The 25,923-nt window shown below is 61.0% G+C and carries 22 protein-coding genes; 8 read left to right on the plus strand and 14 right to left on the minus strand.

What is annotated here, in order from left to right:
- Positions 1 to 97 precede the first annotated feature (97 nt).
- The 3 genes from HX814_RS21090 to HX814_RS21100 form a co-directional block, all read right to left on the minus strand.
- Positions 98 to 2,347: a TonB-dependent siderophore receptor gene (locus HX814_RS21090; RefSeq protein WP_177009798.1), complete on the minus strand. Its 2,250-nt coding sequence runs from the start codon at positions 2,345 to 2,347 to the stop codon at positions 98 to 100.
- A 155-nt stretch (positions 2,348 to 2,502) separates the two neighbouring features.
- Positions 2,503 to 4,242 (minus strand): phosphoethanolamine transferase CptA, encoded by a 1,740-nt coding sequence (locus HX814_RS21095; protein ID WP_087694370.1) that lies wholly within the window; start codon positions 4,240 to 4,242, stop codon positions 2,503 to 2,505.
- 154 nt (positions 4,243 to 4,396) lie between these two features.
- A complete protein-coding gene (locus HX814_RS21100; protein ID WP_023658901.1) occupies positions 4,397 to 4,573 on the minus strand; it encodes a DUF6026 family protein in 177 nt (58 codons plus the stop codon).
- A 244-nt stretch (positions 4,574 to 4,817) separates the two neighbouring features.
- Between HX814_RS21100 and gnd the strand changes: the two genes are divergently transcribed.
- The 3 genes from gnd to HX814_RS21115 are packed head-to-tail and all read left to right on the plus strand — an operon-like array spanning position 4,818 to position 8,166.
- On the plus strand, positions 4,818 to 5,825 hold the full coding sequence (gene gnd, locus HX814_RS21105; protein WP_256579633.1) for a phosphogluconate dehydrogenase (NAD(+)-dependent, decarboxylating): 1,008 nt from the start codon (positions 4,818 to 4,820) through the stop codon (positions 5,823 to 5,825).
- Positions 5,822 to 7,345, plus strand: a complete 1,524-nt coding sequence (gene zwf / locus HX814_RS21110; protein ID WP_003217928.1) for a glucose-6-phosphate dehydrogenase — start codon at positions 5,822 to 5,824, stop codon at positions 7,343 to 7,345. The genes gnd and zwf overlap by 4 nt, the downstream gene beginning before the upstream one ends.
- Entirely contained in the window at positions 7,342 to 8,166 is an 825-nt protein-coding gene (locus HX814_RS21115; RefSeq protein WP_003217930.1) for an HAD family hydrolase, read from the plus strand. Before zwf ends, HX814_RS21115 begins: the two co-directional genes overlap by 4 nt.
- Positions 8,167 to 8,303: 137 nt before the next feature.
- On the opposite strand, the gene HX814_RS21120 is transcribed toward HX814_RS21115, so the two are convergent.
- The gene (locus HX814_RS21120; protein WP_003217933.1) at positions 8,304 to 8,564 is read right to left on the minus strand and encodes a hypothetical protein; all 261 of its coding nucleotides are present in this window, start codon (positions 8,562 to 8,564) and stop codon (positions 8,304 to 8,306) included.
- Between the two features lie 343 nt (positions 8,565 to 8,907).
- On the opposite strand from HX814_RS21120, the gene HX814_RS21125 reads away from it, so the two are divergent.
- Positions 8,908 to 10,236, plus strand: coding sequence for a sigma-54 dependent transcriptional regulator (locus HX814_RS21125; protein WP_003217935.1), 1,329 nt, complete (start codon positions 8,908 to 8,910; stop codon positions 10,234 to 10,236).
- Between the two features lie 65 nt (positions 10,237 to 10,301).
- On the opposite strand, the gene HX814_RS21130 is transcribed toward HX814_RS21125, so the two are convergent.
- The 7 genes from HX814_RS21130 to HX814_RS21160 form a co-directional block, all read right to left on the minus strand.
- Positions 10,302 to 11,615: an autotransporter domain-containing protein gene (locus HX814_RS21130; protein ID WP_043224814.1), complete on the minus strand. Its 1,314-nt coding sequence runs from the start codon at positions 11,613 to 11,615 to the stop codon at positions 10,302 to 10,304.
- A gap of 49 nt (positions 11,616 to 11,664) precedes the next feature.
- On the minus strand, positions 11,665 to 12,414 hold the full coding sequence (locus HX814_RS21135; protein ID WP_003217939.1) for a hypothetical protein: 750 nt from the start codon (positions 12,412 to 12,414) through the stop codon (positions 11,665 to 11,667).
- 37 nt (positions 12,415 to 12,451) lie between these two features.
- Positions 12,452 to 13,132, minus strand: coding sequence for a C39 family peptidase (locus HX814_RS21140; RefSeq protein WP_003217941.1), 681 nt, complete (start codon positions 13,130 to 13,132; stop codon positions 12,452 to 12,454).
- A 61-nt stretch (positions 13,133 to 13,193) separates the two neighbouring features.
- A complete protein-coding gene (locus tag HX814_RS21145) occupies positions 13,194 to 13,889 on the minus strand; it encodes a hypothetical protein (protein WP_087694373.1) in 696 nt (231 codons plus the stop codon).
- A 79-nt stretch (positions 13,890 to 13,968) separates the two neighbouring features.
- Positions 13,969 to 14,526, minus strand: a complete 558-nt coding sequence (locus tag HX814_RS21150) for an adhesin (RefSeq protein ID WP_177009797.1) — start codon at positions 14,524 to 14,526, stop codon at positions 13,969 to 13,971.
- Between the two features lies 1 nt (position 14,527).
- A complete protein-coding gene (locus HX814_RS21155) occupies positions 14,528 to 14,974 on the minus strand; it encodes a hypothetical protein (protein ID WP_003217947.1) in 447 nt (148 codons plus the stop codon).
- 318 nt (positions 14,975 to 15,292) lie between these two features.
- Positions 15,293 to 16,288 carry a FecR family protein gene (locus tag HX814_RS21160; protein ID WP_177009796.1) on the minus strand — a complete coding sequence of 332 codons (996 nt, stop codon included), beginning with the start codon at positions 16,286 to 16,288 and terminating at the stop codon, positions 15,293 to 15,295.
- A gap of 152 nt (positions 16,289 to 16,440) precedes the next feature.
- Between HX814_RS21160 and HX814_RS21165 the strand changes: the two genes are divergently transcribed.
- Positions 16,441 to 16,710, plus strand: coding sequence for a PepSY domain-containing protein (locus HX814_RS21165; RefSeq protein ID WP_003217951.1), 270 nt, complete (start codon positions 16,441 to 16,443; stop codon positions 16,708 to 16,710).
- A 41-nt stretch (positions 16,711 to 16,751) separates the two neighbouring features.
- On the opposite strand, the gene HX814_RS21170 is transcribed toward HX814_RS21165, so the two are convergent.
- Entirely contained in the window at positions 16,752 to 21,866 is a 5,115-nt protein-coding gene (locus HX814_RS21170; protein WP_177009795.1) for a dermonecrotic toxin domain-containing protein, read from the minus strand.
- Between the two features lie 170 nt (positions 21,867 to 22,036).
- Between HX814_RS21170 and HX814_RS21175 the strand changes: the two genes are divergently transcribed.
- A complete protein-coding gene (locus HX814_RS21175; protein ID WP_177009794.1) occupies positions 22,037 to 23,074 on the plus strand; it encodes an Ldh family oxidoreductase in 1,038 nt (345 codons plus the stop codon).
- 40 nt (positions 23,075 to 23,114) lie between these two features.
- Here the strand turns inward: HX814_RS21175 and HX814_RS21180 are convergent, their stop codons facing one another.
- Positions 23,115 to 23,435 (minus strand): YqjD family protein, encoded by a 321-nt coding sequence (locus HX814_RS21180; RefSeq protein ID WP_003217958.1) that lies wholly within the window; start codon positions 23,433 to 23,435, stop codon positions 23,115 to 23,117.
- Between the two features lie 175 nt (positions 23,436 to 23,610).
- Here HX814_RS21180 and HX814_RS21185 point away from each other — a divergent pair, with 175 nt between their 5' ends.
- A complete protein-coding gene (locus tag HX814_RS21185; protein WP_003217960.1) occupies positions 23,611 to 23,862 on the plus strand; it encodes a hypothetical protein in 252 nt (83 codons plus the stop codon).
- Here the strand turns inward: HX814_RS21185 and HX814_RS21190 are convergent.
- Positions 23,837 to 24,754 (minus strand): LysR substrate-binding domain-containing protein, encoded by a 918-nt coding sequence (locus HX814_RS21190; protein ID WP_087694394.1) that lies wholly within the window; start codon positions 24,752 to 24,754, stop codon positions 23,837 to 23,839. The two genes, HX814_RS21185 and HX814_RS21190, sit on opposite strands and share 26 nt — an antisense overlap.
- 92 nt (positions 24,755 to 24,846) lie before the next feature.
- Here HX814_RS21190 and HX814_RS21195 point away from each other — a divergent pair, with 92 nt between their 5' ends.
- Complete coding sequence (locus tag HX814_RS21195; RefSeq protein WP_177009793.1) at positions 24,847 to 25,773, plus strand: carbon-nitrogen hydrolase family protein; 927 nt, start codon at positions 24,847 to 24,849, stop codon at positions 25,771 to 25,773.
- The last annotated feature ends 150 nt before the right edge of the window (positions 25,774 to 25,923 follow it).

Consider the following 25,923-nt stretch of genomic DNA (forward strand, 5'->3'; position numbering starts at 1 on the left):
GGGGAGACTGTGGGCCAATGATATTAAGTAAGGGTTAACCTCGCGCTGACCGAAAGTTAACGATTTCGTTAACTTCCAATCTTTAGCAGCGATGAATTCAGAGCTTCCAGTCCAGTGCAACGCTGATAGAGCGCGGGTCTCCCCAATACACGCCGTTATAGAAGCCGACGCGCTCGTAATATTTTTTATCAAATAGGTTGTTGATATTAAGTGACGCCGACAAGTGGTCATCGAACTCATAGCGCGACATCAGGTTGACCACGGTATAGGCCTGCTGGGTGATCCGGGTGCGCTCCCTGATCAGGGCTCCATTGGTGTCCCGGCCAACCGGGCGATAGGCGAAGTCGTAGAAGTCGCTTTGCCAATTCACCGCGCCGCCGACCGTCAGCGCGTGCCATTCGCCGGGCAGGCGGTAGGCCGTGGACACGCGCAGCAGGTTCAGCGGCAGGTGGGTGTTATTGCGCTGCTTGTCCCCGTTCAGCGAGTGGGTGTAGGTGTATCCGGCGGTCAGGTTCCAGTCGGGGCGCACCTCTCCGGACACCTCTACCTCGAAACCCTGAACCTTGTTGCCTTTGCCGCCGGATGTGAAGAACTGCTCACCGGTCTCTGGATCCGGTGGGGTCAAACTGTCCAGTTCCGCGACGTTGTCCTGTTTGCTCCAGAAGTACGCGGCCGCCAGGTTCAGGCGTTCTTCCAGCAGGCTGCCCTTGATGCCCACTTCATAGTTGCTGCCTACCACCGGCTCCAGGTATTGCTTGCCGGCGTTGCGTTCTTCCTGCGGGTTGAAGATGTCGGTGTAGCTGGCGTAGACGGTGTACTCCGGGGTCAGGTCGTAGAGCAGGCCGGCGTAGGGTGTCCACATGTCGTTGTGGGTCTGGCTGGATTTTGACGTACCGAGGAACTGGTCAGTGTCCCTGTTGTAGTTGTAGGTGGTGCTCTCGATCTCCCAACTGCCGTAGCGGCTGCCCAATACCGCATGCAGGCGATCGGTCAGGCTCAGGCGGGTGGCCAGGTAGCCGGCCTTTTGGCGGGTGCTGCCTTGTTCGCCCTTGAGGCCAGTGTTGGTGTCGGGGAATTTGCCGATCCCGCCCATGTGTTTCCAATCGTCGATGCTGGTGTAGTCCTTCGGCACCTTACCGCTGCGCAGGTGTGGCGAAGCGTCACGCTGCTCGGACTCGCCGTAACCCACCATCAATTCGTGCTCACGACCCAGCAGGGCATAGGACCCGGACAGGTTCAAGTCGACCACGTCCATTTTCGAGGTGCCGAGCATGTGGCTGGTCCAAGCGGTCATGCCGCTGCGGTCGGCATTCGGGAAGCCTGAGCCGCCGTAATAGACCTTGCCGTCGGTGTCGCTTTCACGGTGGGTATAGGCGGCCTTCAGGTGCCAGTCACCCGCCAGGCGGTGGTCGAGGGTAGCGAAGGTGGTTTCATCTTTCAGCGGCCAGGAACTCCAGTGGGCCGCGATGTTGGCGGAGCGGGGCAGCCTGGCTTTGCTGCCGTCGCTGTTCCAGTAGGGCAAGGTGCCCCACGCGGTGCCCTGCACATGCTTGTTCTGGTAATCGAAGCCCACCGCCAGCACCGTGTCGTCGGTCAGGTCGCCTTCGAGGATGCCGTAGCCGACTTCCCGTTGCAGCGCGTAGTTGTCGCGGTAGGACTGGGTGTCACGGTAGGCGAGCACCGTGCGGCCGCGCAGGCGCCCATCAAACGCCAGGGGGCCGCCAACGTCCAGGTAGCTGTAGTAATTGTCGTGGGAGCCGCCACTGACGCCTGTCTTGGCCTGCCACTGTGCGGTCGGACGTTTGCGCACCATATTGACCGTGGCCGAGGGGTCGCCGGCGCCGGTGGTCAGGCCGGTGGCGCCGCGGACCACTTCGACCCGGTCGTAGATGATGGTGTCGGCATCGGACTTCATGCGGCCGAAGGTGTTGAGCATGCCGTCAATCTGGAAGTTGGTGATGCCGTAGCCGCGCGAGGAATAGCCGACCCGGTCGGAGTCCAGGTGCTGCACCACCACGCCGGTGGTCTGGCGCATCACTTCGGTCAGGGTGTTGAGGTTGAAGTCGTCCATCTGCTGGCGGGTGATCACCGAGACCGATTGCGGGGTTTCCTTGATGGACAGGTTCAGCCGGGTGGCGGTGCCCATTGAGCCTGTGGTGTAGGCACCGGTGTGTTCGGTGTTGGCGCCAAGGCCTTCGGCGGTGATGCTGGTGCTGCCCAGTTCCAGGGCTTTGGCCGGCGCTTGGGAGTCCTGGTCGGGGTCGTTTTCGGCCAGCAGGTCCGGGCTCAGCACCACGCTGAAGAGGCCCAGGGTCAAGGTCATGGAACGGGTAATAGGCGCGAACATCGCGGCGAACTCCTTGTCGTCTATGAAAAATGCCATTGGCTCAAAGACGAAAGGAGGCGGGGAACTTTAGCGCTAAACGAGAATAATTATTATCTTAACGTTGCCGCCAAATCGGGTTTCACCGCTTTGCGCGGATGAAACCCGGGCGATTCAAGCTACTTGACGACCACGTTGACGGCGTCTGGCTTGGGCTTGATCAGGCTGAAATCAATCAGCGGTTTTTGCTGGCGTGCATACGGGTCGCCAATCATCCGTGGCCGAGGCTTGAAGCTGTCACTGACCAGGCTCTTGCTGTGGTCCAGTTCGTCGAAGCTCAACCCGGCCATGTCGGCCCAGGTATGGATCAGCTGCGAGCTGGTGTAAGGGCGCTGCAAGTCACCGGCAAAACTCCAGTCATGGCTTTCACGCCACTTGGGTGATGCGTAGGCCATGAACGGAATGGTGTACATCGGTGCTGTCGGTTTGCCTTCGTTACGGCCCAGGGTGTTGTGGCCGGCCGAATCGAACACGTCTTCGCCGTGGTCGGAAAGGTACAGCAGGAAACCGTTCGGATCGGTCTTGGCGTAGTCCTTGATCAGGCTCGACACCACGAAATCGTTGTACAGCACCGCATTGTCGTAGCTGTTGTAGGTCGGCAACTGTGCGTCGCTGACCCCCTCAGGCACGCCCTGGCGGTCGGTGAACTTGTCGAAGGTCGGCGGGTAGCGGTACTGGTAGCTCATGTGGGTACCCAGCAGGTGCACCACGATGAATTTGCGTTCGGCGGTGTCGGACATGGCCTTGGCAAACGGCTCCAGCACGTCGCCGTCATACTGGCGCGCATTCTGGTTGCGGTTGTTGTTCAGGTACACCTGCTCGTCGGCCTGTTCGGAGAAGGTCGTGAGCATGGTGTTGCGCTTGGTCATGGTCTGCTGGTTGGTGATCCAGAAGGTCTTGTAGCCGGCCTGCTTCATCACGCTGACGATGGACGGGGTCTTGAGGTACAGGTCCGGGTTTTCTTCGTCGGCGAAGGTCAGCACCTGTTGCAGCGCCTCGATGGTGTACGGGCGCGGGGTAATGACGTTGTCGAACACCGCCAGTTGGTCCCGCAGCTTGTCCAGTTCCGGCGTGGTGTTGCGCGGGTAGCCATACAGGCTCATGCGCTGGCGGTTGGTGGACTCGCCGATCACCAGCACCAGGGTCGACGGCTGGCCGGCCATGCTGTCCTTGAGGTTGGTCAGGGGCGGGATCTTGCTGGCGCTGGTCAGCATGCCTTGCATGTTATCCAGTTGTTCGGTGTAGCGGCGGTAGGCGACGATCATCTGCCATGGCACTGCCGGCTCGATACGGGTTTCGAAGCGGTCGATGGCCAGTTCCATGGTCTCGCTCTTGGCGATCTGCTTGACCAGCGGGTAGCCGACGATGGCAATCACGATTGCGGCAGCCGCCAGCATGGCCTGGCCACGTGGCAGGTACACCGGGCGTACGCGGGTCCACAGGAAAACGGCCATGGCGGTGTGGGCAATGAACGCCAGCACGATCCACCAGGCAAAGTATTGGGTGGCGTATTCGCCGGCTTCAGAGATGTTCGACTCGAACATGATGAAGATGACGCTTTGAGAGAATTCCTGCTGGTAGATGAAGAAATAACCCAGGCTGGCCATGGAACAGGCCCACAGCACCACGCCAATCAACCCCGCCACCAGGCGCGCGCGACGCGGGAACAACAGCATCGGCGCCAGCCACAGGGCGCTCATGAAGAATGCCTGGCGGAAACCACTGAAGCCGGAGGTGCCGGTCAGTTGGATCAGCAGTTGGGTAATGCCCGAGAAATACCAGAAGAACAGAAACATCCAGCCGAGGCCGGCCCAATCAAAACCTTTCGCAGACGTAGTGCTGCGTTTGAACATCGCCATCCAGCGCTCCAACCCGATAATTTCAGTGTCAACGCGCAGGGATGCACGCAAACAGAGGGCCTGCGCACGTAGCGCGGCCCTATTCGGCGGGAGTATCGGGAGGGGGATGTGAAAACTTCGTGAGTTATTCCTGAACGGTTCGTTCAGCCCGCGTTCAGCAAAGTGCGGGCTGGGTGCCGGACGGCTGATTGAGCTGGCCCTGCAGGTGCGAGCGCAAACGCATGACTTCCTGCTGCAGTTGGTCGCGCTCGTTTTTCAACTGGCGCAATTCATCGCGGCGAATGGTGACGTAGAGGGTCTGTGGCGGACGGGTCATGTGTGCAGTGCTCATTGCTTACCTCGCAAATAGCCGGTCTATCGCGGTGCCAGAGCGCTTGAATCGAGGCTCTCGGCAACAGTCGGGGCAATTCTGAATTCTTTTTTTAACGAAGGGAACTTTTTTATTTTTGATGGTCGTTGTGACTTTTAGCCCACTGAAGGCGAAAGGATGGCCACTTTTTGTCATGAAACTATGCCAATCCGCTCTGGACTAACCCTCATTAGCCTCATTGCGCTATAAACTGTGACACACATTTATTCGTAGTAAGGAGCATCAGCACATGCAACTGGGGATTATTGGACTAGGCCGCATGGGTGGCAACATTGCGCGGCGCCTGATGCTCAATGGGCATACCACCGTGGTTTACGACCGCAATGAAGCATTCGTAAAAGGTCTGGCAGGCGAGGGCGCCACGGGCGTTGCTGACCTGGCAGGCCTGGTGGCCGGGCTGCAAAAGCCCCGGGCGATCTGGGTGATGCTGCCGGCAGGCGACCCGACCGAGAACACCATTGAAGAACTGAGCCAACTGCTTGAAGACGGTGATGTGATCATCGACGGCGGCAACACCTTCTATAAGGATGACATCCGTCGGGCCAAGGCCCTGTCGGAAAAAGGCCTGCACTATGTCGACGTCGGCACCTCCGGCGGCGTCTGGGGCCTGGAGCGCGGCTACTGCATGATGATCGGCGGCGACGCCGAGACCGTTAAGCTGCTGGACCCGATCTTCGAAAGCCTGGCACCGGGCCTGGGCACCATCCCGCGTACCAAGGACCGTTCCGCCGCAGCGGACAGCCGTGCCGAGCGCGGCTATATCCACGCAGGGCCTGCCGGTTCCGGGCACTTCGTCAAGATGATCCACAACGGCATCGAGTACGGGATGATGCAGGCCTTCGCCGAAGGTTTCGACATCCTCAAGACCAAGAATTCGGAGAACCTGCCGCAAGACCAGCGCTTCGACCTGAATGTTGCCGATATCGCCGAAGTCTGGCGCCGCGGCAGCGTGGTGTCGTCCTGGCTGCTGGACCTGACCGCCGACGCCCTGGCCACCGATCCGAAGCTCGACGGGTATTCCGGCTCGGTCGCCGACAGTGGCGAAGGCCGCTGGACCATCGAGGCCGCCATGGAACAATCGGTACCGGTTCCGGTGCTGTCGAACTCGCTGTTCGCACGCTTCCGCTCCCGCCAGCAAAGTACCTACGGTGACAAAATGCTTTCTGCCATGCGCTTCGGCTTTGGCGGTCATGTGGAGACTCCCAAAAAATGACCGCCAACGGCAAGAAACCCAAGGCCGAACCCGCTCCGCCCACCACGCTGTTTCTGTTTGGTGCCCACGGTGACCTGGTCAAGCGCCTGCTCATGCCGGCGCTGTACAACCTCAGCCGCGACGGGCTGCTGGGCGATGGCTTGCGCATTGTCGGCGTTGATCACAACGCCATCAGCGACGCCGATTTCGCCAAGAAGCTCGAGGACTTCATTCGCACCGAGGCCGCCAGCAAGGTCAAGGGCAATGCCGAGAACGCCCTGGACCCTGCATTGTGGGAACAGTTGGCCAAAGGCATCAGCTACGTCGAGGGTGATTTCCTCGACGACGGCACCTACGCCGATATCGGCAAGAAGATTGCCGACAGCGGTACTGGCAATGCGGTGTTTTACCTCGCCACTGCGCCGCGTTTCTTCGCCGAAGTGGTGCAGCGCCTCGGCGCGGCCGGCTTGCTGGAAGAAACCCCGGAGGCGTTCCGCCGGGTGGTGATCGAAAAGCCGTTCGGCTCCGACCTCGCCACCGCCGAAGCGCTGAACGCCTGCCTGCTCAAGGTGATGAGCGAAAAGCAGATCTACCGCATCGACCATTACCTGGGCAAGGAAACCGTCCAGAACATCCTCATCAGCCGTTTTTCCAATGTGCTGTTCGAGGCGTTCTGGAACAACCACTACATTGACCACGTACAAATCACCGCCGCCGAAACCGTCGGCGTGGAAACCCGTGGCAGTTTCTTCGAACACACCGGCACCCTGCGGGACATGGTGCCCAATCACCTGTTCCAGTTGCTGGCGATGGTCGCCATGGAACCGCCGGCTGCCTTTGGCGCCGACGCAGTGCGGGGCGAGAAGGCCAAGGTGATCGGGGCCATCCGGCCCTGGTCGCTGGAAGACGCACGGGCCAACTCGGTGCGTGGCCAGTACACCTCGGGTGAAGTCGGCGGCAAGCAGTTGCCAGGTTACCGCGAAGAGGCCAATGTTGCGCCCGACAGCAGCACCGAGACCTTCGTTGCCCTCAAGGTGTTGATCGACAACTGGCGTTGGGTGGGGGTGCCGTTTTACCTGCGCACCGGCAAGCGCATGAGCATCCGCGACACCGAGATCATCATCTGCTTCAAGCCGGCGCCTTACGCGCAGTTCCGTGATACCGAGGTCGATGAACTCAAGCCGACGTACCTGAAGATCCAGATCCAGCCGAATGAAGGCATGTGGTTCGACCTGCTGGCGAAAAAGCCCGGGCCGACCCTGGACATGGCCAACGTGGAACTGGGGTTTGCCTACAAGGACTTCTTCGAGATGCAGCCGTCGACAGGTTACGAAACCCTGATCTACGACTGCATGACCGGCGACCAGACCTTGTTCCAGCGCGCCGACAACATCGAGAACGGCTGGCGTGCGGTGCAGCCTTTTCTCGATGCGTGGAAGCAGGACGACGGCATCCAGGCCTACAAGGCGGGTGAGGACGGCCCGGCGGCGGCTGATGCGTTGCTGGCCCGCGATGGCCGTACCTGGCACAGCCTCGGATGAGTGACTTGCCGAGTCAACCCATCCGTTTTGTGTTGAGTGATATGGATGGCACGTTGCTGCATCCGGATCACAGCCTCAGCCAGCGCACCATTGATACGGTTCGCGCCTTGCGCGCGGCCGGGGTGTTTTTCAGCCTGGCCAGCGGGCGACCGCCCAAGGCCATGCGTCAGCAGGTCGAAGCGCTGGGCATCGATGTGCCGATTGCCGGCTTCAACGGCGGCACGCTGGTCAATCCCGACGGGAGTATTCTGGTGGCGCATCACTTGCCGGCAGAAGCGGCGCTGGTGGCGTTGGCCTTGTTTACGCCGCAGCCGGACGTTGAAGTCTGGCTGTTTGCCGACGGCGACTGGCTGCGTCGCGATCCCGGCGGACCGATGGCGGTTCGCGAGGAGCACGGCCTGGGCTATGGGGCGATCGTGGTGGAGAGCTTCGAGCCGTATCTGGATCGGGTCGACAAGATTGTTGCGGCCAGTACCAATACCCAGCTGCTGATGGAGCTCGAGGCGCAGTTGCAGCCCAGGGTCGAGGGATTGGCCCAGGTGTCGCGTTCGCAGCCGGTGTTCCTGGATGTCACCGCCATGAAGGCCAACAAGGGTGAAGCATTGAGAACCCTTGCGGCGCACCTCGGTGTGCCACTGCAACAGACCGCAGCCATCGGTGATGGCGGCAATGACCCGGCGATGTTTCATGTGGCGGGGTTGTCGATTGCCATGGGCCAGGCAGAAGAGGTGGTCAAGCGCCAGGCCAGCGTCGTGACCGGCAGCAATGTCGATGACGGTGCGGCGGAAGCCATCGAGCGGTTTATTCTCTCGGCCTATTGATCGGTAACCACACTAATAAGTAGTCAGCTATGCAAAGTTGCAACTTGCATGGCTGACTGTCCACTTATTTTAGTGCGGGTCAATATACTGCGCAGCCGGGCGGCACACTTTCGGGTGCCGTCTCACGCACGCTTCAGTTACTTGGGCATTGCCCAGGATTGCAACTGGTAGCCATCTTTGTCGAGTTCGGCACGGGCCTGCAACAGCAAGTTCTCAAGCTGTGCCGGGTCGGTATAAGTGCTGGAAGACAGCTGCTTGCTACCGATACGGGTATTGGTGCGGTCGATGACGCTCAGGCTCAGGGCGCCGTTGCCATCGTGCCAGGCCACACATTGAAAGGGCTGGAAGGCACGGTCTGCGATCAAAAGAGCTTCGTTGATGCGGAGCGGGGCGTTCATGGGGTCTTCTCTCTAAATGCCCATTCAAGTGGAAGCCGTTGGTTGGGCGTGCCTAACGACTGGTTACTTGTACTGATGCACGATCACCGGGTGCGGGTCACATGTTAGAAGAAGATTTTTTAACTTTCCCTGATTAAAGTCATGTAAGGGGCTATTTTGAAAGCCTCATGAAAGTTACGCCGCGGCAATTGACCGCACCCGACTGACATAAAAGACCCGGTTCGTTCGCGACTTATAGCGAATCGGTACAAAGGGTGCGTCAAGATCTTGCTAGGGTTACCAGCAGACTTTGCAAATAGTTGTTTTTAAATAACTTTAACGATTTTGACGCCAAGGAATAGTCATGATTGTTACACCTGCCCCGCGCCGCCTGCTTGTGGTCGATCCCTGTGATGACTGCCACCGGCTATTGCCCGGTTTGCGCGCAGCGGGGTGGGACGTGGACAGCTGCGCCCTCGAGTCGGTGGGTGAGCGCTCCTGTGACGTGGGTTTGTTGCGCCTGCAGCCGTTTCACCTGGAGCGACCCGAAGCGGTCAAGGAACTGATCAGCCGCAGCGGCACCGAGTGGATTGCGGTGCTTAACCAGGAAGTGCTGCGCCTGCAGAATGTCGGCGATTTTGTCTGTGAGTGGTTCTTCGACTTCCATACCTTGCCGTTTGACGTGTCGCGGGTGCAGGTCACCCTGGGCCGCGCCTTCGGCATGGCGCGCCTGCGGGGCAAGGGCAACAACGCGCCTGCGGGCCAGCCGGAACACGAGTTGCTGGGGGACAGCCGTCCGATCCGGGAATTGCGCAAGCTGCTCGCCAAGCTGGCGCCCACTGAATCCCCGGTGTTGATCCGTGGCGACAGCGGCACCGGCAAGGAATTGGTCGCGCGTACCTTGCATCGCCAATCCCAGCGCCATGCCAAGCCGTTTGTGGCGATCAATTGCGGGGCGATTCCCGAACACCTGATCCAGTCCGAACTGTTCGGCCATGAGAAGGGCGCCTTCACCGGCGCCCATCAGCGCAAGGTGGGGCGGATCGAGGCGGCGCACGGCGGCACCTTGTTTCTCGATGAGATCGGCGACTTGCCCATGGAGCTGCAAGCCAACCTGCTGCGTTTTCTCCAGGAAAAACAGATCGAGCGAGTCGGCGGCAGCCAGCCGATTGCGGTGGATGTACGCGTGTTGGCGGCCACCCACGTCGACCTGGAAGCCGCGGTGGCAAAGGGTACTTTTCGCGAAGACTTGTATTACCGGCTCAACGTCCTGCAAGTGGTCACCGCGCCGTTGCGCGAGCGCCACGGTGACGTGGCGATGCTGGCCAACCATTTTTCACACTTCTACAGCCAGGAAACCGGCCGCCGTCCCCGCAGCTTCAGTGAAGACGCACTGGTGGCCATGGGCGAGCACGGTTGGCCGGGCAATGTGCGCGAGTTGGCCAACCGCGTGCGGCGGGGCCTGGTACTGGCGGAAGGGCGGCAAATCGAAGCCGTTGATCTGGGATTGCAAAGCCAGCAGGCAATCGCGCTGCCGATGGCTACACTGGAGGATTACAAGCACCGTGCCGAACGCCAGGCATTGTGCGATGTGCTCAACCGGCACAGCGACAACCTGAGTGTCGCGGCGCGTGTGCTGGGGGTTTCCCGGCCGACGTTCTACCGGTTGCTGCACAAACACCAGATCCGCTAGGGCGGGTAAACCGAAAAGCCCCGCAACGACACTTATCGTTGCGGGGCTTTTCCCGTTGTCATGCCTTAAAAGTAATACGGGAACTTCAGGCTGAAGCTGAACGACGGCGCATCCGGTGTGATCCCGATGGCCAGGTTCGGCACGATGGTCAGGTTGTCGCTTGCCGCAATCGTCATGCCCACGTTGAAGTAACCCGCGTTGGCGTCGCTGGAAACCACTGACTGCCAGTCGCCGCCATCCGGCTTGAGCTTGCTCTTGCGTTGCACCAGGTCGGACACCGAGAACGACATACTCATCTTCTCGTTCAGCGCAAACGCCACGCCAGCGCCGATCTGGAAGCTGTCGCCCAACTGCACTTTCCCCGGGGTCTTCTGGCCGACCTGGGAGCTGATATCGCTGAACGAGTCTTCGAAGTTGTGGGTGTACGACAGCGAGCCGAACAATACCGCCGGGTCGAAGGTCTTGACCAGCGAGATACCCGGCGTGATCGACCACACACCGTTGCCGGTGGGCAGGCTTTCCGGCACGAAGAGGTTGGTGTTGCTGGATGACTGGACCAGCTTGATCCCAAACGGATCTTCGCCGGTGGGCGCCTTGACCCGCACCGACACCACGGCATCCGGCAGGTTGACGCTCTCGTCGAGGAATTTGTAGGCAATCCCGAAGTTGACGTCGCCGATAGTCGGGTCACGCGTGACCGATTGTTCCGAGGTCGCGGTGCCGCTGCCACCGTTGGCACCACCGGACTGATAGGTCGACTCGCGGTACACCACCGGCACGTTTATATCGAACTGCCAGCGGTTGTCGAGGTTGTAGCGGCCCGTGAGGTCGACGGTCCAGTTATCCGACTTGATCCGGTCCAGGTTGATGTTGCCGAGAAAGATCGAGTCCAGCGCCAGGAAGCCGTTGAGGGTCAACTGGCGGGCATCGTAGCGGGAATAGGTGACGCCGGTTTCAAAGCTGAACTTGCCGTTGCCAAAGAACCCGCTGGCCTCGTTATACAAGTTGCTCACGCTCTGTGCCGGGGCCGAATCATCCTTGAGGGACTGGCCGTAGGACGCGCCACCGGCTGCACCGCCCGAGGCCGCAGCCGCGCCGACTCCCGGCGTGTTGCCGGCCACCGTGGTGCCGCCTTTCTGGAAGTCTGCCGGGGATTTGGCCAGGCGTTTGGGCGGCGGCGCCACCGGTTGTTCTTCCACCTGGCGTACCCGTTGCTCCAGCACCGCCAGTGCTTTTTGCTGCACTTCGTAGCGTTGCTTGAGCTCCAGCAATTCCTTTTTCAATGTGTCTATGTCGGTGTCCGGCGCGGCATACAACATGGATGCGGGCAGGAGCGTGCTTAAACAAATTACGGCACGTAACGATAGCGATCGATGCATGGAATAAGCCGTCCCTTTCTAATGCGCAAGTGTCGAGGCACAGCGTAGTTCAATAACCGTTAGGGCGTAGGCCCCTGAGTTGATTCAGGTTCAGGTTCTGCCCCAAATTGTTCAAACCGTTGTTGCCCAGCACCACATTGAGTTGGGTCATGTTGCTGACGAAGTTGCTGTTACCCTGCAAAACCGTGCCTTGCAGGACATTCCCGGCGCCGATCTGCTGCAACGAATTGCCCTGATTGTTGTTGGCCAGGATCGCCATTTGCAGCCCGCCATTGGCGGCCGACACCGTGACCTGGCCGGCACCCGTGCTGCCGGTGACCGACTGGCCAGCCACCAGGGCTTGTCCGGACTGGACGACATTGGCCGGCGACAAGCCATTCTGGTTCACATTGATATTCACGTTATTGCTGGCGGTGTTGCCATCGCCGGCGGCGCGCACGCTTTGGGTCACGCCCTGGCCGCTGCCCAGGCCGGCACCACCGACTACCGTGCCGGTGCCATTCGGCTGGTTGGGCGAGACTTTGGTGGGGCTGTCGGTTACCTGCACATAAAACTGCGGGGTGACGGTCGACGCGTTGACGTTCATGCTGGCCGAGCCGGTCACGCTGTCGCCGGCGGCATTGGTCCAGGTACTGCTCATCACGATGCCAAAACTGATGATCCGCCCCGGCATCACGTAGCGACCACGCAGGTCAGCCAGTTCCGAGTCCTTTATTTCAATCGGTTTGAACACCGATGACGCATAAGCGGGCATTGAGGCTGCCAGGCACATGACCGTCAGCCAACGGTAAGTGTTCATCGTTTGCTCCTGGAGCGTCCTGCCCCTTATTGCGCTTCTAGAAGAAGTCGCTCTGGATAAAACCGAAGTCCATCAATTCACTGTCCCGCACCGGACTGAACTCATTGATTCTGTTTTTCGCCGTCAGTGGGGTGGGCGGGTCGAGCAGCACGTTGGTCTTGTCATAACCTTCGCCCAATACCGCGAAGACGATGCCATTCCAGCCTTTGACGAAGTCGTCGCGGGCATAGCGTTTATGGCCCAGTACCGGGTCGCCGATGTACACCCAGTCCTTGTCGGCGCGCTGCATCACCACGAAGTGCTTGTAGCCGCGAATCTCCAGCAACACCACCACCGGGATCTTCACCGTGAGCAGGGTGTCTGCATTGATCCGGTAACCCCGGGCGCGCATCCCGATGCTTTCCAGGTAGCGCTTCATGTCCAACATCGAAAAGCCCTGGGTACGCACCAGGTCCTGATCGGCGTTGACCAGCATGCCCTTGATGATGTGGTCTTCATCCACATCCATCCAGTAGGCCTGGCGCAGGATGGTGGCCAGGGCGGCGGCACCGCAGCTGAAATCGGTTTTCTGTTCCACCAGGTTGGCGAACTTGCGTTCACGGATGCTCTCGACCTTCTTGAAAATCACGCCACCGCCGGGCATGGCAGCAATCGCCATTTGCCCCGCCCAAGTCGGGCCGGTGAGCAATAACAGGAGGGTGAGGGCGATGATCCGCATGATCGAATGGCCTGGAGGACACTGGAATAAAAAGGGGCCTTGTCGCCAAGGCCCCGTTGCATCAGAAACGTACGCCGGAGGAAATCACAGTGGTGTTGCCCTGCTGATTGCCCACGCCTGCAGCAATGTTGGCGCCCAGGTTGCCCGAAGAGCCATTAAGCGAGTTGTTGGCGCTGGCGTTGTTCACGACAGGCAGGTAAGTGTGGCTGCCCCATGGGCCAGACTGAGTGGCCACGGTATTGAGGAAGGTGTTGTCGACGCTGGTTTGAGTAGTGTTGCTCGAGGCAGCGGCGGCGGCACCACTGGCAGAAGCAATTGCCAGTTGGTTTTTCTGTTGGTTGAAGTTACCCGCGGCAACGCTCACACCCAGGTTGCCGGAGCTGCCGTTGGCCGAGTTGTTGAGCGAAGCGTTGTTGTGGGTAGCCACTTGCACAGAGATGTTGTTGCGGTTGTCTTGGGTAATGGTACCCAGGGCAAACACGGCATCTGCATCACCGGCCGCAATGGCGGTCTGGTTGTCTTGTTGGTTGCCATCACCGGCTGCGATGTTGGCCTGGGCGTTGCCGCTGCTGCCGTTCAACGAGTTGTTGGCCGACGCGTTGTTCTGGGTGCCCAGGTTGAGCACGCCATTGTGGTTGCTCGATTGCGCATCGGAAACGGCGGCTACTGCAGCGGTAGGCTGATGAGTAGGTGGGTTGGCATGTGCGGCGGCAGCCATGATTGCAGCGAGAGCGAAGGCCAGTGGTTTAAGAGCCATTGTAGTTTTCATGGTATTTCCCCTTGCTTCTAATTAGTTGGTTAAGTGTTGGTACGGTCCAGCTTCGAGCTCCAATGAATCATTGGATCTGTACGTTCAGGGCGTTAGCCATGCGGTTCCCCACCCCGGCACTCTGATTCACCTGTACCACTCCACGGCTGCCGGTGAAGGCCTGGTCGCTTGTGACGACCTGGCGGCTGCCAGTGGTAGAGGTGAACCCTGAGTTTGGTGACAGCGCCACGTTCTGTTGCGACATGACGCTGTCGTCGATGCTTTGCGGGCCAGCATTCACGCTGATCCGCACCGCATTGATCATCTGGTTGCTGGCCCCGGCCGACTGGTTGACGCCCAGTACACCGCTGCCATTGCTGAATGAGTTGCCCTGGATCGCCACCCTGGCGTACTGGGAGCGATCGGCCGGTGCGCCGCCGATGGTCTGGCTGAGGGCGCCGCCCGCCTGGGAGTTGCTGCCCGCCGAAATCGCGCGGCTGTTGAGCTGTTGTTGCTGACTGCCGGCCGCCTGGTTGATCGAGACGATGCCGTTGTATTGCTTGCCGGAGTTGTCGATCACTGCGCTGTTGTCAGCCATGGCCGCCGAGCAGCCCAGGATCGCCAGGAACAACCAGGAATGGTTCATCTCACTGGCCTCCCATCAGGCTGCCGATATTGTTCAAAGGCGCCATGCCGCGGGAGATTGAGCCGTTGATCTGCCCCGAGAGGCTGGAGCCGCCACCATGGCCGGCCGCTGCGCCGCCACCAAGGCCTACGCCACCCCCGTTGTTGGTCAAGCCGGGAAGGTTGCCGCCAGGCAGGATGGCGCGAGTGATGCTGGAGCCGCTGCTGATGTTGGCGTAGTCGTTGTCGCTCAGCTCGCTGGTGGCCCGCAGGATCTGTGGAGAAGAATTGGCATTGACGGTGACCGGGTTGGGGTCGACGCCAGCGGTGCGGCCAGCCATGTGGCCCTGGACGGTGCGCTGAATCACGATCACACCGTCGCCTGCCGCGAGCACCGGGAGGCTCACGCTGGTACTCAGTACACAGCTGATCAGCAGAAGGCTCAACGAGCCTGGATTAAGTGTCTTCACGACGGCATTCCTTATTCTTGGCGCTGACCCTAAACAGCGCTGTCAGGAAGAGAGCAGGAGCTGTGCCGCTTTTGAATTTGTGATGACATTCATGGGGTTATGAGCGCGGGGGAAAGAATGCGCAGTGGATGTGTTTCAACTGTGAGACAGCGGGCCCTTGTCCAGCCCGCCTGGCAGGTGTCTCAGGGATGAAACACTGCGCGCCGTAAACCCGGCACTCCGCAGCCGGCTGTCAGCTCAGCCGGTGCAAGTGTTTCAAAAATGGACGATTTGACGCAGGCAGCATCCGGGAGGAGGGCGCAGGCCCATGACCCTGGCTCAGCTCTTTGGGGTTTTGCGCGGAATCGAATTGAGTACAGGGTTGCCGTCCTGGTTCTGGGTCAGGTAGACCGGCAGGACCTTGGGCAGGGAGGGGACGAGGTTGGACACCTCGTTGATGTTGTAGATGCCACCAATGCGGATCGCGCCGGTGCCGGCGTCGGCCAGCATCACCGGTTTGCTCAGGTAGCGGTTGATCAACGGCAACGCGTCGGCCAGGGCCAGGTTGTCGAGGATCAGCTTGCCGTCACGCCAGGCCAGGGCGGTGTCGCCCGGGGCAATCGGCTGGGCCTGGGGGCTGGCATCGCCACGGTTGTAGCTGGCCTGCATCCCGGGTGACAGGCGCAGGCCGCTGTGGGCGTCGTCGCTGCTCACCAGCACCGAGCCTTGCAGCAGCATGACCCGCACATGGTCTTCGTATTTCCAGACATTGAACTGAGTGCCGGTCACTCGAACCTGGCCGTCCCCGGCGTGGACGATAAACGGATGTTGCGCGTCATGGCTGACCTTGAAAAACGCCTCGCCTTTTTTCAGGGTAACCCGGCGCTGATCCTTAAAATTGCTGTAGACCAGTTCGGTGCCCAGGTTCAGTTCAACCTGGCTGCCGTCGTCAAGGGTGACCTGGCGCAAGCTGTTTTCAGCTTCGTAATGGTTGTACGAACTGGGCAGCCAGCCCGCTTCCCAGCCGGTAAAGGCCGCCAGTGGCAAGGCCACCAGGCATATCGCCGCCGCTACCGCGTAGTTCCTCAAACGGCTGCGAGGTTGTCGTCGCGCCACGACGGGGGCCGGATCGCTGCGGGGCAAGTGATCGGCGACGTCCCAGATTTCCAGCATCGCGGCGTATTCGAAGGCATGCAGTGGATGCGCATCGTGCCACTGCTCGAAGGCCTGACGCTCCGCCGTCGTGCAATCGCCAGCGTGCAGACGCATGCACCAGTGCGCAGCGGCATCGGTGATGGCGTCATATTCGGCTTCTGATAGGGACTTATCTGTCATTAACTCATCCTGATTTCCGACATTCTAACCTCCACAGCAGGACGGCGAGAACAGCCATCATGGCGAATGCACATCAATTGGAACTAATTCTCGTCTGCAGGGCCCTAAAAAATTCAGGACCGGTAACACTCATTCCCTAATGGAGCACGAAAATGCTTAAGAAAACCCTAGCCGCCGTTGTCGCAACCACCGCCTTGCTCAGTGCTGGAGCCGCCCTGGCGGACAAACCGGGCGCAGGCTGGATCACCATCGAAAAAGCCATCGAGACCGCCAAGACCAAGGCTGGTTACGTCCAGATCTACAAGATCGAAGCCGATAACGATGGCTACTGGGAAGGTGAGGGGCGCAAGGCCGATGGCGTGGTCTATGAGTTCCGCATCGACGGTGAGTCGGGCAATGTGTTGCGCGATCAGAAAGACTGAATGAACTGACGGGTGCGGGCGTTCGGCCCGCACCCTGTCTGTTACGGTGTGGCTTCGGCAATCGAAGGCACGGGGTCCAACTGGCGCCCCAGGGTGGTGATCAGCAAGGTCAGTGAGTCGGCGTTATCCATCTGTGTGTTGAACCGCCGCGTCAGGTTGGTTTTGAAAATTCCCCGCGCATTGCTCAAGTCCACGCCTCCGGTCGTGGCAAGAATCTGCTGCTTGATGTAGTCATCTTCCGGGTCGGTCCCCAGGTCGAATCCGGTAGGCCCCCACGCGTCCGTTGATTTGAACAATTGCCCAACAGGCGTGTTGATCGAGTACGCATTCTCCTGCACGTTGCGCAGCCAGTCCTGAAGATCGCGACCGGCTTGGGTCTGTACTTCAATCAGGTCGGAAAAAGGTGATGTGGAATTGAGGTACGCGACGTCGGCGGTATTGCTCACGATATGAGTCAACTCATGAATCAAGGTGGTCGCGCGGGCATGGGCTCTTTGGTCGAAGTGATTGATCAGGCGCCCTTCGAAATCGGCCGTAGGGGGGTTGAAGAAGTTTTCAGTGAGGTAGATGCGTCGATCCGGGTCGCCGTCGATGGTAAACGCCCAATGCCGTTCCGGTTCGGCAATATGCGCACCGGAGACGAAACGCCGGGAATTGAGCGAGTAGAGTGCCGGCTCCAGCGCCTCATCGAGAATGTCGGTCACCGTGTCCATGAGTTTTTGCGCGAGGGCTTCTGGAAACTTGGTCGGGCCGGTGTCGGCGTCTATCGGGATGCCGAAGAAGCGGTTGATGAAGCGATGCACCCGGGTCACGGGCGGATACTGGTGGTCGAGCAGCTTCAGGTTCTGCTGGCAGTTGTGCAGGTAGAAGGTTGCCAGGTCCAGTGCCTCGACGATCGCTTGGGCCCTGGAGGGCGACACACGCCGAATCTCGGCGAGGCCGCGGGCCTCGACGTTCATCACCTGGTCCACGGCTGTCCGCACCTCACGGCGGTCCATCATTGCACTCCATCCGGGGCCGTGGCGGCGAACCGATGCGCCCGGGTCCAGGGTCCATTTGCGGTTGGCATCCAGGCGCACAAACGGTCCTTTGGACCGTGCACTGAAAAGCCGCCAATGGCCTTCGACCTGCCTGGCGCGGTAGACCTTGCCTGTGCACGGCAGGTAATGCCGGTTGTCCGTCGCTGTGTAGACGCCCGTGTTGCCTGCCGTCAGGCCCTCCAGGCTGATGTCGCAGGCTTCGTACGCTTGCAGCCGGGTTCGGGCCCGGGCGGTGACGTCGATGTCGTGCCAGGCACTGGCCGTTTGCGTCGGCGCGGGTTGCGCGGGGGCGGTGCCTGGTGTCGAGGGTTCATCCATCAATGCGCGGATCGAAGCCATTTGCGCGACACCGCCGATGAAGGTTTGCAGCGCCTCGCGCCAGCGGTGTTGCTGCAAGTCTTCGGCAGAGGCCTGGAACAGTTTGTAGCTTTGCCAGATCACCAGCGGCACCATCAGTTTGCCCGGCAGCAACGCCTGCGCGTGCTGCAGTCCGCTGCTGAACAAGGCTTTGAGGGTGTCCCAGGCTGACCGGCCGTTGGCCTGGGATTGCTGTTCAAACAGGTTCGAGATCACTCCGATGTTGTCGCGGTACAACTGCTTGAGGGCGTGGCCCCTGATCGGATTGGCCCCCAGGGTGATTTCCGAGGTTCCCCCGACCGTGCTGGCCCAGAGGTGTCTATACGTGGCTTGCTCAGCCTCTGGCAGGCGACCGATCACCCAGTCCTGCAAGGGGCCGGGCAGGTTGAGCCGGCGAATCAAATCCGCCTCGTTGTCGAACTCCTGGAACGCCTGTTGCGGCCCATAGGGCGCATACATCACCAGCGGAGTGCTTTCGACGGCACTGATCAAGTAGACCCCAAGGGCCTTGATGGACCGGGCCCCCGCCGTGGCGATCAACTCCAGCGGACGCACTGTCGAGGTCGCGCCCTCGACCGCTGCGCGGGCGAGCGCGTCCGGCATGTCGAGGACCTGTTCGACCAGGCTCAGGCCCGCAGGTGATAACAGTTCCTGCAGCCTCAGCGCGTGGGCATTTTGCAGCAGTTGCCAGGGCAGTTGCCGAATAAACCGGCGCTCCCGCACGTCTGCGCCCGGCTTGCCCGGGGTGAGTTTTTCGACCAGGCAAGCCTGGTGGTCCTGCTTGAGGGGCAGGCGCGCGAGTATCTGGCGCACCACAGCAGGTGTCAGGCCGGCGGCTGTGGACTCGACATCGAATGCAGCAGCTTGCTGGCTGACGTGATTGAGGGCGTAGTCCACCAGGTTCTGCCGCTGGCCGGCCAATACCAGCTTGGGCAGGATGTAGACGTCTTGCGGGCGCACGTCATAGGGCTGCAGCAAGTCGATGAGCTTGCTGCCGAGATACGCTGGCAGCGGCAGGAAATCGTCAAGGTAGTCCTTGTCGTCCGTGAGGCTGTGGCGGTATTGCTCAAGGATTTCGACATGGCGACGCTGTTGGCTGACAGTCGCCATCCCCAGCCAGGCGGGCAGTGATTGTTGTGCCATGAAGGTCTGGGCGATTTGTGAGGCATGGCCCAGGTCGTTGGCCGGCAAGGCCTTTTCCAGCCCCCCGAGACGCTTCAGCAAGGCGTCCCCTGAGAGCGTCAGGGTGAGGCAGTGAGCCCGTTGTGCCCTGTAATGATCAATCCAGGACTGCTGGCAGTGCTGTGCGACCGCGCCGTTGATCAGCATGAACTGACCGAGTGCGCAGGCCTGGTGCGGTTTGAGATAGCGCGGGTCGAGATTGGCCAGTAGCTGCCTGCGAAGGTCCGGGGCGGCCAGTCGTCGTTGCAGTTCTGTCTGCAACTGGCTGACATTGGCGAAACTCTCCAGGCCGCGCGCCGGCGTCCACAGCACGGCCCGGCCTGAGTGGGACGGGGCCAGGCCACCGCGTTCGGTGAGCATCAAGCAATGCGCCAGGGGCACCCGTTGCGTCAGGCCCTCGGGTTCGACGGTCAACGCATAGGCATCCGGGATGAATCCACCCAGGCCCTGGCGCCGGCGGCGATCAGGGTGTTGAAGATCAAACACCGTTTGCACGATTGACTCATCTCGGGCGTCCAGGCTGTTGTTGAGGCGCCTGAGCCTGGCTTCGCCCTGGATCGCCACCGCCATCGCATGGGCCATCGGCGCCGTGAGCTGTTCCAGGTATTCGCGGGGAACATCGGCAATGTTGGAGTGATGAAACTTGACCAGTGCGGCATCGAGCACTGCGTTGGCTTGCGCTATGTCCAGGCCGCCCAGCGGTGTGACAGCCCCATCGACCTGGCTGGCGTAAAGGCCATAGTGCGGCGTTTGCGGAATCGGCCCGCGCTTGTGTATCAGGCGCGCAAGAAAGTAACTGCGCAGGCTCTGGCTTTCCAGGGGCGCAGTGGCGGGTGTCGCGCTTGCGCTGGCGGCGTAGCGATTGACGTAGATCTTGCCGGGATCGTGGCCAGCCAAGCCGCGGCGGTTGAACTCGGCGGTGAGCGCCTGATTGACGGTGTTGGCCAATGTGGGTTGCGCTCGCACCTGGGTTGCCAGCGTGTCCTGGATATCGGTCATCTGCTTTTGCAGCAGGGCGGCACGTTCGGCGGCCAGCGACACCGGGCGAGTCGGGTCGGCCAGTACCGAATGAGGCGTCCAGCGTCCCGCGGTATCCAGGCCCGGGAGGTGGCTGTCGATCATGTACCGCACATCCAGCGCGTAGTCGAGCAAGGCGGAGGGGTCAATGCCGGCGCGGGTGCGTCGGTACAGGTCGATTGCGTAGCGTAGGTTCTGTTGCTGCTTGCCGATGATGGTTTCGAGCACCTGCTCAAACAGATTGCCGGCGATGGGAGTGCCGGAAAACTGCGGCGTCTTGAACCCCACAAACAGCGCCCGCTCCTCCAGGGACATCAGGTTGTAGAGGTCGTCTTCATAGCCTGGTGCCTTGACCATGGCCTTGAGGGTGTCCATCAGATCGTCGTAGGTCCCGAGCACCTGCAGGCCCTTCTCGGGGGTGTAAAGAAAGGTCTGCGAATTGCCGATCATCAAGGTGCTGGCCAGCTCGACGGCGTTGCTCGGCTGCTCCCAGATCTGTACGTTCTCGACGCGCAGCGTCTGGCTGTTCGGGGGGGCCTCGTTACCCCGGGAAGAGTACAGCGCTGCCAATGCGCGGCTTTGCTCCGGACTGATGATGGATTGCTGGCGCTTGAACAGCAGATCCAGTTGCGCATTGGCGGCCATGGCCCGGGCGAACCAGGCCCGACGCGACACGCCCGGTGCGATCTCGCTGTTCCAGAACGTCTCCAGTGCACTGTGCAGGAACGGGATCAGTTGGCCGGCTGCTTGTTTGATCGCGCTTTCCCAACGCTGCGTGTCGCGGGCTTTGGCGTCGGCAGGCCGCTTGGGGTGGAAGAACTCCCGGGTTTGCCCGGCGGGCCAGGCTTGTTCACGGTAGTACAACAGCACCGCGTCATTGAGTTGCAGCGAGTCGAGCCAGCGAGGCACCGTGTGCCCAACGGGCTGTATGGCGAAAAAACTCACGTGGGCTTCGCCGGGGCTGAGCCCGGGGAACAGTGGGCGGCAGACGCTTTCGAGCAGTTTTGAAAGCAGGGCGCCGAGGGCGGGCAACTGTTTCAACGCCGCCAGCAGCGCCTGGCGATTATTCTCCTGATAGCGTCTGAGGGTTTTTTCCTGTTCACCCAATACGTCGCCGAGCATGGCCTCCGGTGTCAGCACCAGTCGGTTGTCGAGTAGCGGCGATGGTTGTTGCTGCAAGGGCAGGAAGTACAGCAGTTGCGTGGCGCTGTCCGGGGTTTTCAAGCGCTCGGTCAGTGCTGTCAGCAAGTGGGCGGGGCTGTCGAATTTTTCCAGGCCGCCGTACGGGGTGTAGAGCCAGGCATGTGGGTAGGCGCTGGTTGAACTCATCATGAAGCTGCCGGCCAGTTCGACGGCATTGGCAGTGCTTTTATTCAACCAGATGCGCTGCGCGATCATTGGCGGCGACTGTTGGCGACGGCCTGCATCGCTGGCAAAAAACACCTTGCCGAGAAACTCGATGTCCCTGCTGTCGATGTTCAGCTGGCGCTCACGGTCCAGCGCCCTCCAGCCCACGCGCATGGCTTCGGGGAAAAAATACGGGAGAGGGGTGTGGCTCATCATCCTGATCCTTGAAGAGTTGCGTGCCTGCAACCTATCCAGGCCTGGCGCCACGAGGGGCTAGATATGTCTGGCGCTCCCTGTCGACAGCCATGGGGCAAACCCTGTCTAATCGACGGACCGATTCTTGTACGCTGTCGCCCATTCCAATAATTAAACGGGAGCTTCAGATGTCTGCATCGCCTTTGGATGTCGAGTCTTCATCAGAGCGACTCAGTTATGCGCAATTGACCGACCTGCTGCGCCAGGTGTTTGTCCGCCACGGTACGTCGGCCGATGTGGCCCAGGTGCTGGCCGAGAACTGCGCCAGCGCCGAGCGCGACGGTGCCCACAGCCACGGTGTATTCCGTATCCCCGGTTACGTCTCGACCCTGGCCAGTGGCTGGGTCAACGGCAAGGCGGTGCCGGTGGTCGAGGATGTGGCCAGCGGGTTTGTGCGGGTGGATGCCGGCAACGGCTTCGCCCAGCCCGCACTGCAAGCCGCCCGCCCGTTGTTGGTGGAAAAGGCCCGCAGTGCCGGGATTGCCTTGCTGGCGATCCATAACTCCCACCACTTCGCGGCGCTTTGGCCGGATGTCGAGCCCTTCGCCGAAGAAGGCCTGGTGGCCTTGAGCGTGGTCAACAGCATGACCTGCGTGGTGCCCCACGGCGCCGACCGCCCGCTGTTCGGCACCAACCCCATTGCCTTCGCCGCGCCCCGCGCCGATGGCCTGCCGATCGTGTTTGACCTGGCCACCAGCGCTATCGCCCATGGCGACGTGCAGATTGCCGCGCGCAAGGGCGAGCGCCTGCCGCCGGGCATGGGCGTGGACAGCCTCGGCCAGCCGACCCAGGACCCCAAGGCGATCCTCGAAGGCGGCGCGCTGCTGCCGTTTGGCGGGCACAAGGGGTCGGCCCTGTCGATGATGGTCGAGCTGCTGGCCGCGGCCCTCACGGGCGGTAACTTCTCGTTTGAGTTCAACTGGTCCGATCACCCCGGCGCCCGCACCCCATGGACCGGCCAACTGCTGATCGTGATCGACCCGAGCAAGACCGCCGGGCAGAGCTTCGCCGAGCGCAGCCAGGAACTGGTGCGACAGATGCATGCGGCAGGGTTGCGGCGTTTGCCGGGGGATCGGCGCCATCGCACACGGGCGAAGTCGCTGTCAGGCGGGATCGAGATCGAAACGCAGGAATTGAGTCGGTTGCGGGTGTTGGCACAGGCCTGAAGCGAGCTGCGCCCGGGGAGGGCGCAGCCGTTGCATCAGATCAGTTGCGGCGGCCCAGCAACAGGCCGACTACCAGGCCAAACCCGGCGGAAATCGCCACGGTCTGCCATGGGTGGCCACCGATATAGGTTTCGGTGGCATCCACCACCGGCTTGCTGCGCTCGCGCACGTTGGACACCGAGTCCAGCGCCTGCTTGAGCTTGATGGCGACCTGTTCACGCAGGGTTTCACCTTCTTCCCCCACCAGTGACGCGCTGCTTTTGAGCAGCTTGTCCGATTCTTCGATCAGTGCGGTCAGTTCACTGAAGGCTTGGTCCTTGATTTGGTCTTCGACGGCTTGGGCGGCAGATTTGCGAGCCATTGGGTTAACTCCTTGCGGGTGAATGTGGCAATGAATGCGCTTGATGAAGAATGGAGTGTTTGAAGCGGGCAAAAGTTGCAGTTTTTTTCCTGTGGTCAGCTTAGGAGAAATCCAGGCCAGGAAATTTCAACCTACAGTGTAAGATGTCACCTATTTGTGCAGCAGGTAATTCAACATGAGCTTCAATCTGGCCAACAAGCCCCTCGCCGAGCGCGCCGCGCTGGAAGATGAAAAGTCCCGTCTCTACGACCTCTGGCAAAGCAACCTGGGCAAGGCCAAGGGTGAGGCCGCCCGCCTGTTTGGCGAACGCGCCAAGCGCAAGGGCAAATGGGCCGAATGGGTGCGTGCAGAACTGGACGGCATGTCACCGCCGGAGTTCTCGAACATGGTGCGCAGTGAAGTCAATCGCCTGATGGCGGCGAAGTAAAACAAGCCTCGATTGCCTCGCGCACCTTGAGCAGCAACGGATCCAGTTGCGCCTGGGTGCGCCAGCCCAGCTCCACCGGGTAACGCGGCAGCGCCAGCGGGCAAGGCAGCTCCCTCAGTCCGGTCATCTGCGCGATGGCCTGGGCCGCATGGCCGGGGATGGTCGCCACCGCCTGGCTGCCCTTGAGCAGGAACGGCAGCGCCGCGAAGTGCGTGGTCGAGGCACCTACGTGGCGGCTCAGCCCCTGCGCGGCCAGGCCCTCGTCGGTGATCCCGATAAACCCGCCGGATGACACCAGCACATGCTCGCGCCTGACGAACTCGTCGAGGTCGATGGCCTGTTGTCCCGGCGCCAGGCTGTCGGGGTCCACCAGGCACGCGTAATGGCCTTCCCCCAATACCTGCCGGCTCAACCGGCGCTCGGCAAACCCGCCGGCGGTGATTGCCAGGTCCAGGCTGCGGTCGAGCAGGGCGTCGGCAACGATCTGGCTGTGGGTCTGGCGGAACATCAACCGCAGCTTTGGCGCACGCCGGGCAATCTCTTCAATCAGCCGCCGGCCGTAGGCGATTTCGAAATCATCCGATAACCCCACCACCACCGAACGACCCTGATAGTGATTGCCCAGGGGATCCACCATCGCCAGGCTCTGGCGGCAGCGATCCAGGGCTTCGCTGATCACCGGCTTCAACTGATTGGCCCGCAAGGTGGGCGCCAGGCCCCGGCCGGTACGCACGAACAACTGATCGCCGTACACATCGCGCAAGCGGCGCAGGGCTGCACTGATCGCCGACTGCGTGACGCCAAGACGCAGGGCGGCACGGCTGGCACTGGATTCGTCGTGCAGGGCCTCGAAGGTTTTCAGCAGGTTGAGATCGACGTTGGCGATATTCATATGGCTCATATCAGTTAGCAGCGAAGCGGGCTTTATTCATGATTGCCGCTGGCCGGAGAATGGGCAACCCCCATTGATACGGAGTGATCGTGATGCCTGTTTCTACTGTGGCTGCGCTGCAAATCGGTTCCTTGCCGGGTGGCAAGGCTGAGACCCTGGAACAGATCCTGTCCTACGAGGACGAAATCCTGCGCAGCGGTGCGCAACTGGTGGTGATGCCGGAAGCGTTGCTCGGGGGTTATCCCAAGGGTGAGGGCTTCGGCACCCAGCTGGGTTATCGCCTGCCTGAAGGGCGTGAGGCCTTTGCGCGGTATTTTGCCAATGCGATTGATGTGCCGGGCGTGGAGACCGAAGCGCTGGCCGGCTTGTCGGCGCGTACCGGGGCGAGCCTGGTGTTGGGCGTGATCGAGCGCAGTGCCAGCACGTTGTATTGCACGGTGCTGTATTTCGAGCCGGTGGGCGGGTTGGTGGCCAGGCATCGCAAATTGATGCCTACCGGCACTGAGCGGCTGATCTGGGGCAAGGGTGATGGTTCGACGTTGCCGGTGATTGATGCCGCGGTAGGGCGCATCGGTGGCGCCGTGTGCTGGGAGAATATGATGCCGTTGTTGCGCACCGCGATGTACGCCAAGGGTGTGGAAGTGTGGTGCGCGCCGACGGTGGATGAGCGGGAAATGTGGCAGGTGAGCATGCGGCATATTGCCCATGAGGGGCGGTGTTTTGTGGTGAGTGCGTGTCAGGTGCAGGCGTCACCCCAGGCGTTGGGTGTGGAGGTGGCGAACTGGCCGGTGGATCGGCCTCTGATCGCGGGGGGCAGTGTGATTGTCGGGCCCATGGGGGACGTTCTTGCCGGGCCATTGCTCGGTGGGGCGGGGTTGCTGGTGGCGCGGATTGATACGGATGATTTGGTGCGGGCGCGGTATGACTATGATGTGGTTGGGCATTATGCCCGGCCGGATATTTTCGAATTGACCGTGGATGAGCGGGTTAGGGCGGGGGTGCGGTTTATTGGTGATTGAGTACATATCCGTTTCTTCGGTAACGGCGGCTTATGGTTCCGCTCTTACAGCGGCTCACTTTGGAAAAGCCCCAAAAGTAAGCAAAAGGTCTTTGCCCCACCACTCGGTGCCTCGCCTAGGCTCGGCATGCCCGCACTCCGGCCCGGTTCC

The sequence above is a fragment of the Pseudomonas sp. C8002 genome (assembly GCF_013385765.1).
GTDB lineage: Bacteria > Pseudomonadota > Gammaproteobacteria > Pseudomonadales > Pseudomonadaceae > Aquipseudomonas.

Bases quoted from the DNA above. Each gene is read 5' to 3' on its own strand.
- HX814_RS21130 (WP_043224814.1), bottom strand. From the start codon at position 11,615: ATGCATCGATCGCTATCGTTACGTGCCGTAATTTGTTTAAGCACGCTC.
- HX814_RS21175 (WP_177009794.1), top strand. From the start codon at position 22,037: ATGTCTGCATCGCCTTTGGATGTCGAGTCTTCATCAGAGCGACTCAGT.
- HX814_RS21195 (WP_177009793.1), top strand. From the start codon at position 24,847: ATGCCTGTTTCTACTGTGGCTGCGCTGCAAATCGGTTCCTTGCCGGGT.
- HX814_RS21100 (WP_023658901.1), bottom strand. From the start codon at position 4,573: ATGAGCACTGCACACATGACCCGTCCGCCACAGACCCTCTACGTCACC.
- HX814_RS21090 (WP_177009798.1), bottom strand. From the start codon at position 2,347: ATGTTCGCGCCTATTACCCGTTCCATGACCTTGACCCTGGGCCTCTTC.
- HX814_RS21135 (WP_003217939.1), bottom strand. From the start codon at position 12,414: ATGAACACTTACCGTTGGCTGACGGTCATGTGCCTGGCAGCCTCAATG.
- HX814_RS21150 (WP_177009797.1), bottom strand. From the start codon at position 14,526: ATGAACCATTCCTGGTTGTTCCTGGCGATCCTGGGCTGCTCGGCGGCC.
- HX814_RS21160 (WP_177009796.1), bottom strand. From the start codon at position 16,288: ATGACAGATAAGTCCCTATCAGAAGCCGAATATGACGCCATCACCGAT.
- HX814_RS21180 (WP_003217958.1), bottom strand. From the start codon at position 23,435: ATGGCTCGCAAATCTGCCGCCCAAGCCGTCGAAGACCAAATCAAGGAC.
- HX814_RS21115 (WP_003217930.1), top strand. From the start codon at position 7,342: ATGAGTGACTTGCCGAGTCAACCCATCCGTTTTGTGTTGAGTGATATG.
- HX814_RS21165 (WP_003217951.1), top strand. From the start codon at position 16,441: ATGCTTAAGAAAACCCTAGCCGCCGTTGTCGCAACCACCGCCTTGCTC.
- HX814_RS21120 (WP_003217933.1), bottom strand. From the start codon at position 8,564: ATGAACGCCCCGCTCCGCATCAACGAAGCTCTTTTGATCGCAGACCGT.
- HX814_RS21140 (WP_003217941.1), bottom strand. From the start codon at position 13,132: ATGCGGATCATCGCCCTCACCCTCCTGTTATTGCTCACCGGCCCGACT.
- HX814_RS21185 (WP_003217960.1), top strand. From the start codon at position 23,611: ATGAGCTTCAATCTGGCCAACAAGCCCCTCGCCGAGCGCGCCGCGCTG.
- HX814_RS21125 (WP_003217935.1), top strand. From the start codon at position 8,908: ATGATTGTTACACCTGCCCCGCGCCGCCTGCTTGTGGTCGATCCCTGT.
- zwf (WP_003217928.1), top strand. From the start codon at position 5,822: ATGACCGCCAACGGCAAGAAACCCAAGGCCGAACCCGCTCCGCCCACC.
- HX814_RS21095 (WP_087694370.1), bottom strand. From the start codon at position 4,242: ATGGCGATGTTCAAACGCAGCACTACGTCTGCGAAAGGTTTTGATTGG.
- HX814_RS21145 (WP_087694373.1), bottom strand. From the start codon at position 13,889: ATGGCTCTTAAACCACTGGCCTTCGCTCTCGCTGCAATCATGGCTGCC.
- HX814_RS21170 (WP_177009795.1), bottom strand. From the start codon at position 21,866: ATGAGCCACACCCCTCTCCCGTATTTTTTCCCCGAAGCCATGCGCGTG.
- HX814_RS21190 (WP_087694394.1), bottom strand. From the start codon at position 24,754: ATGAATATCGCCAACGTCGATCTCAACCTGCTGAAAACCTTCGAGGCC.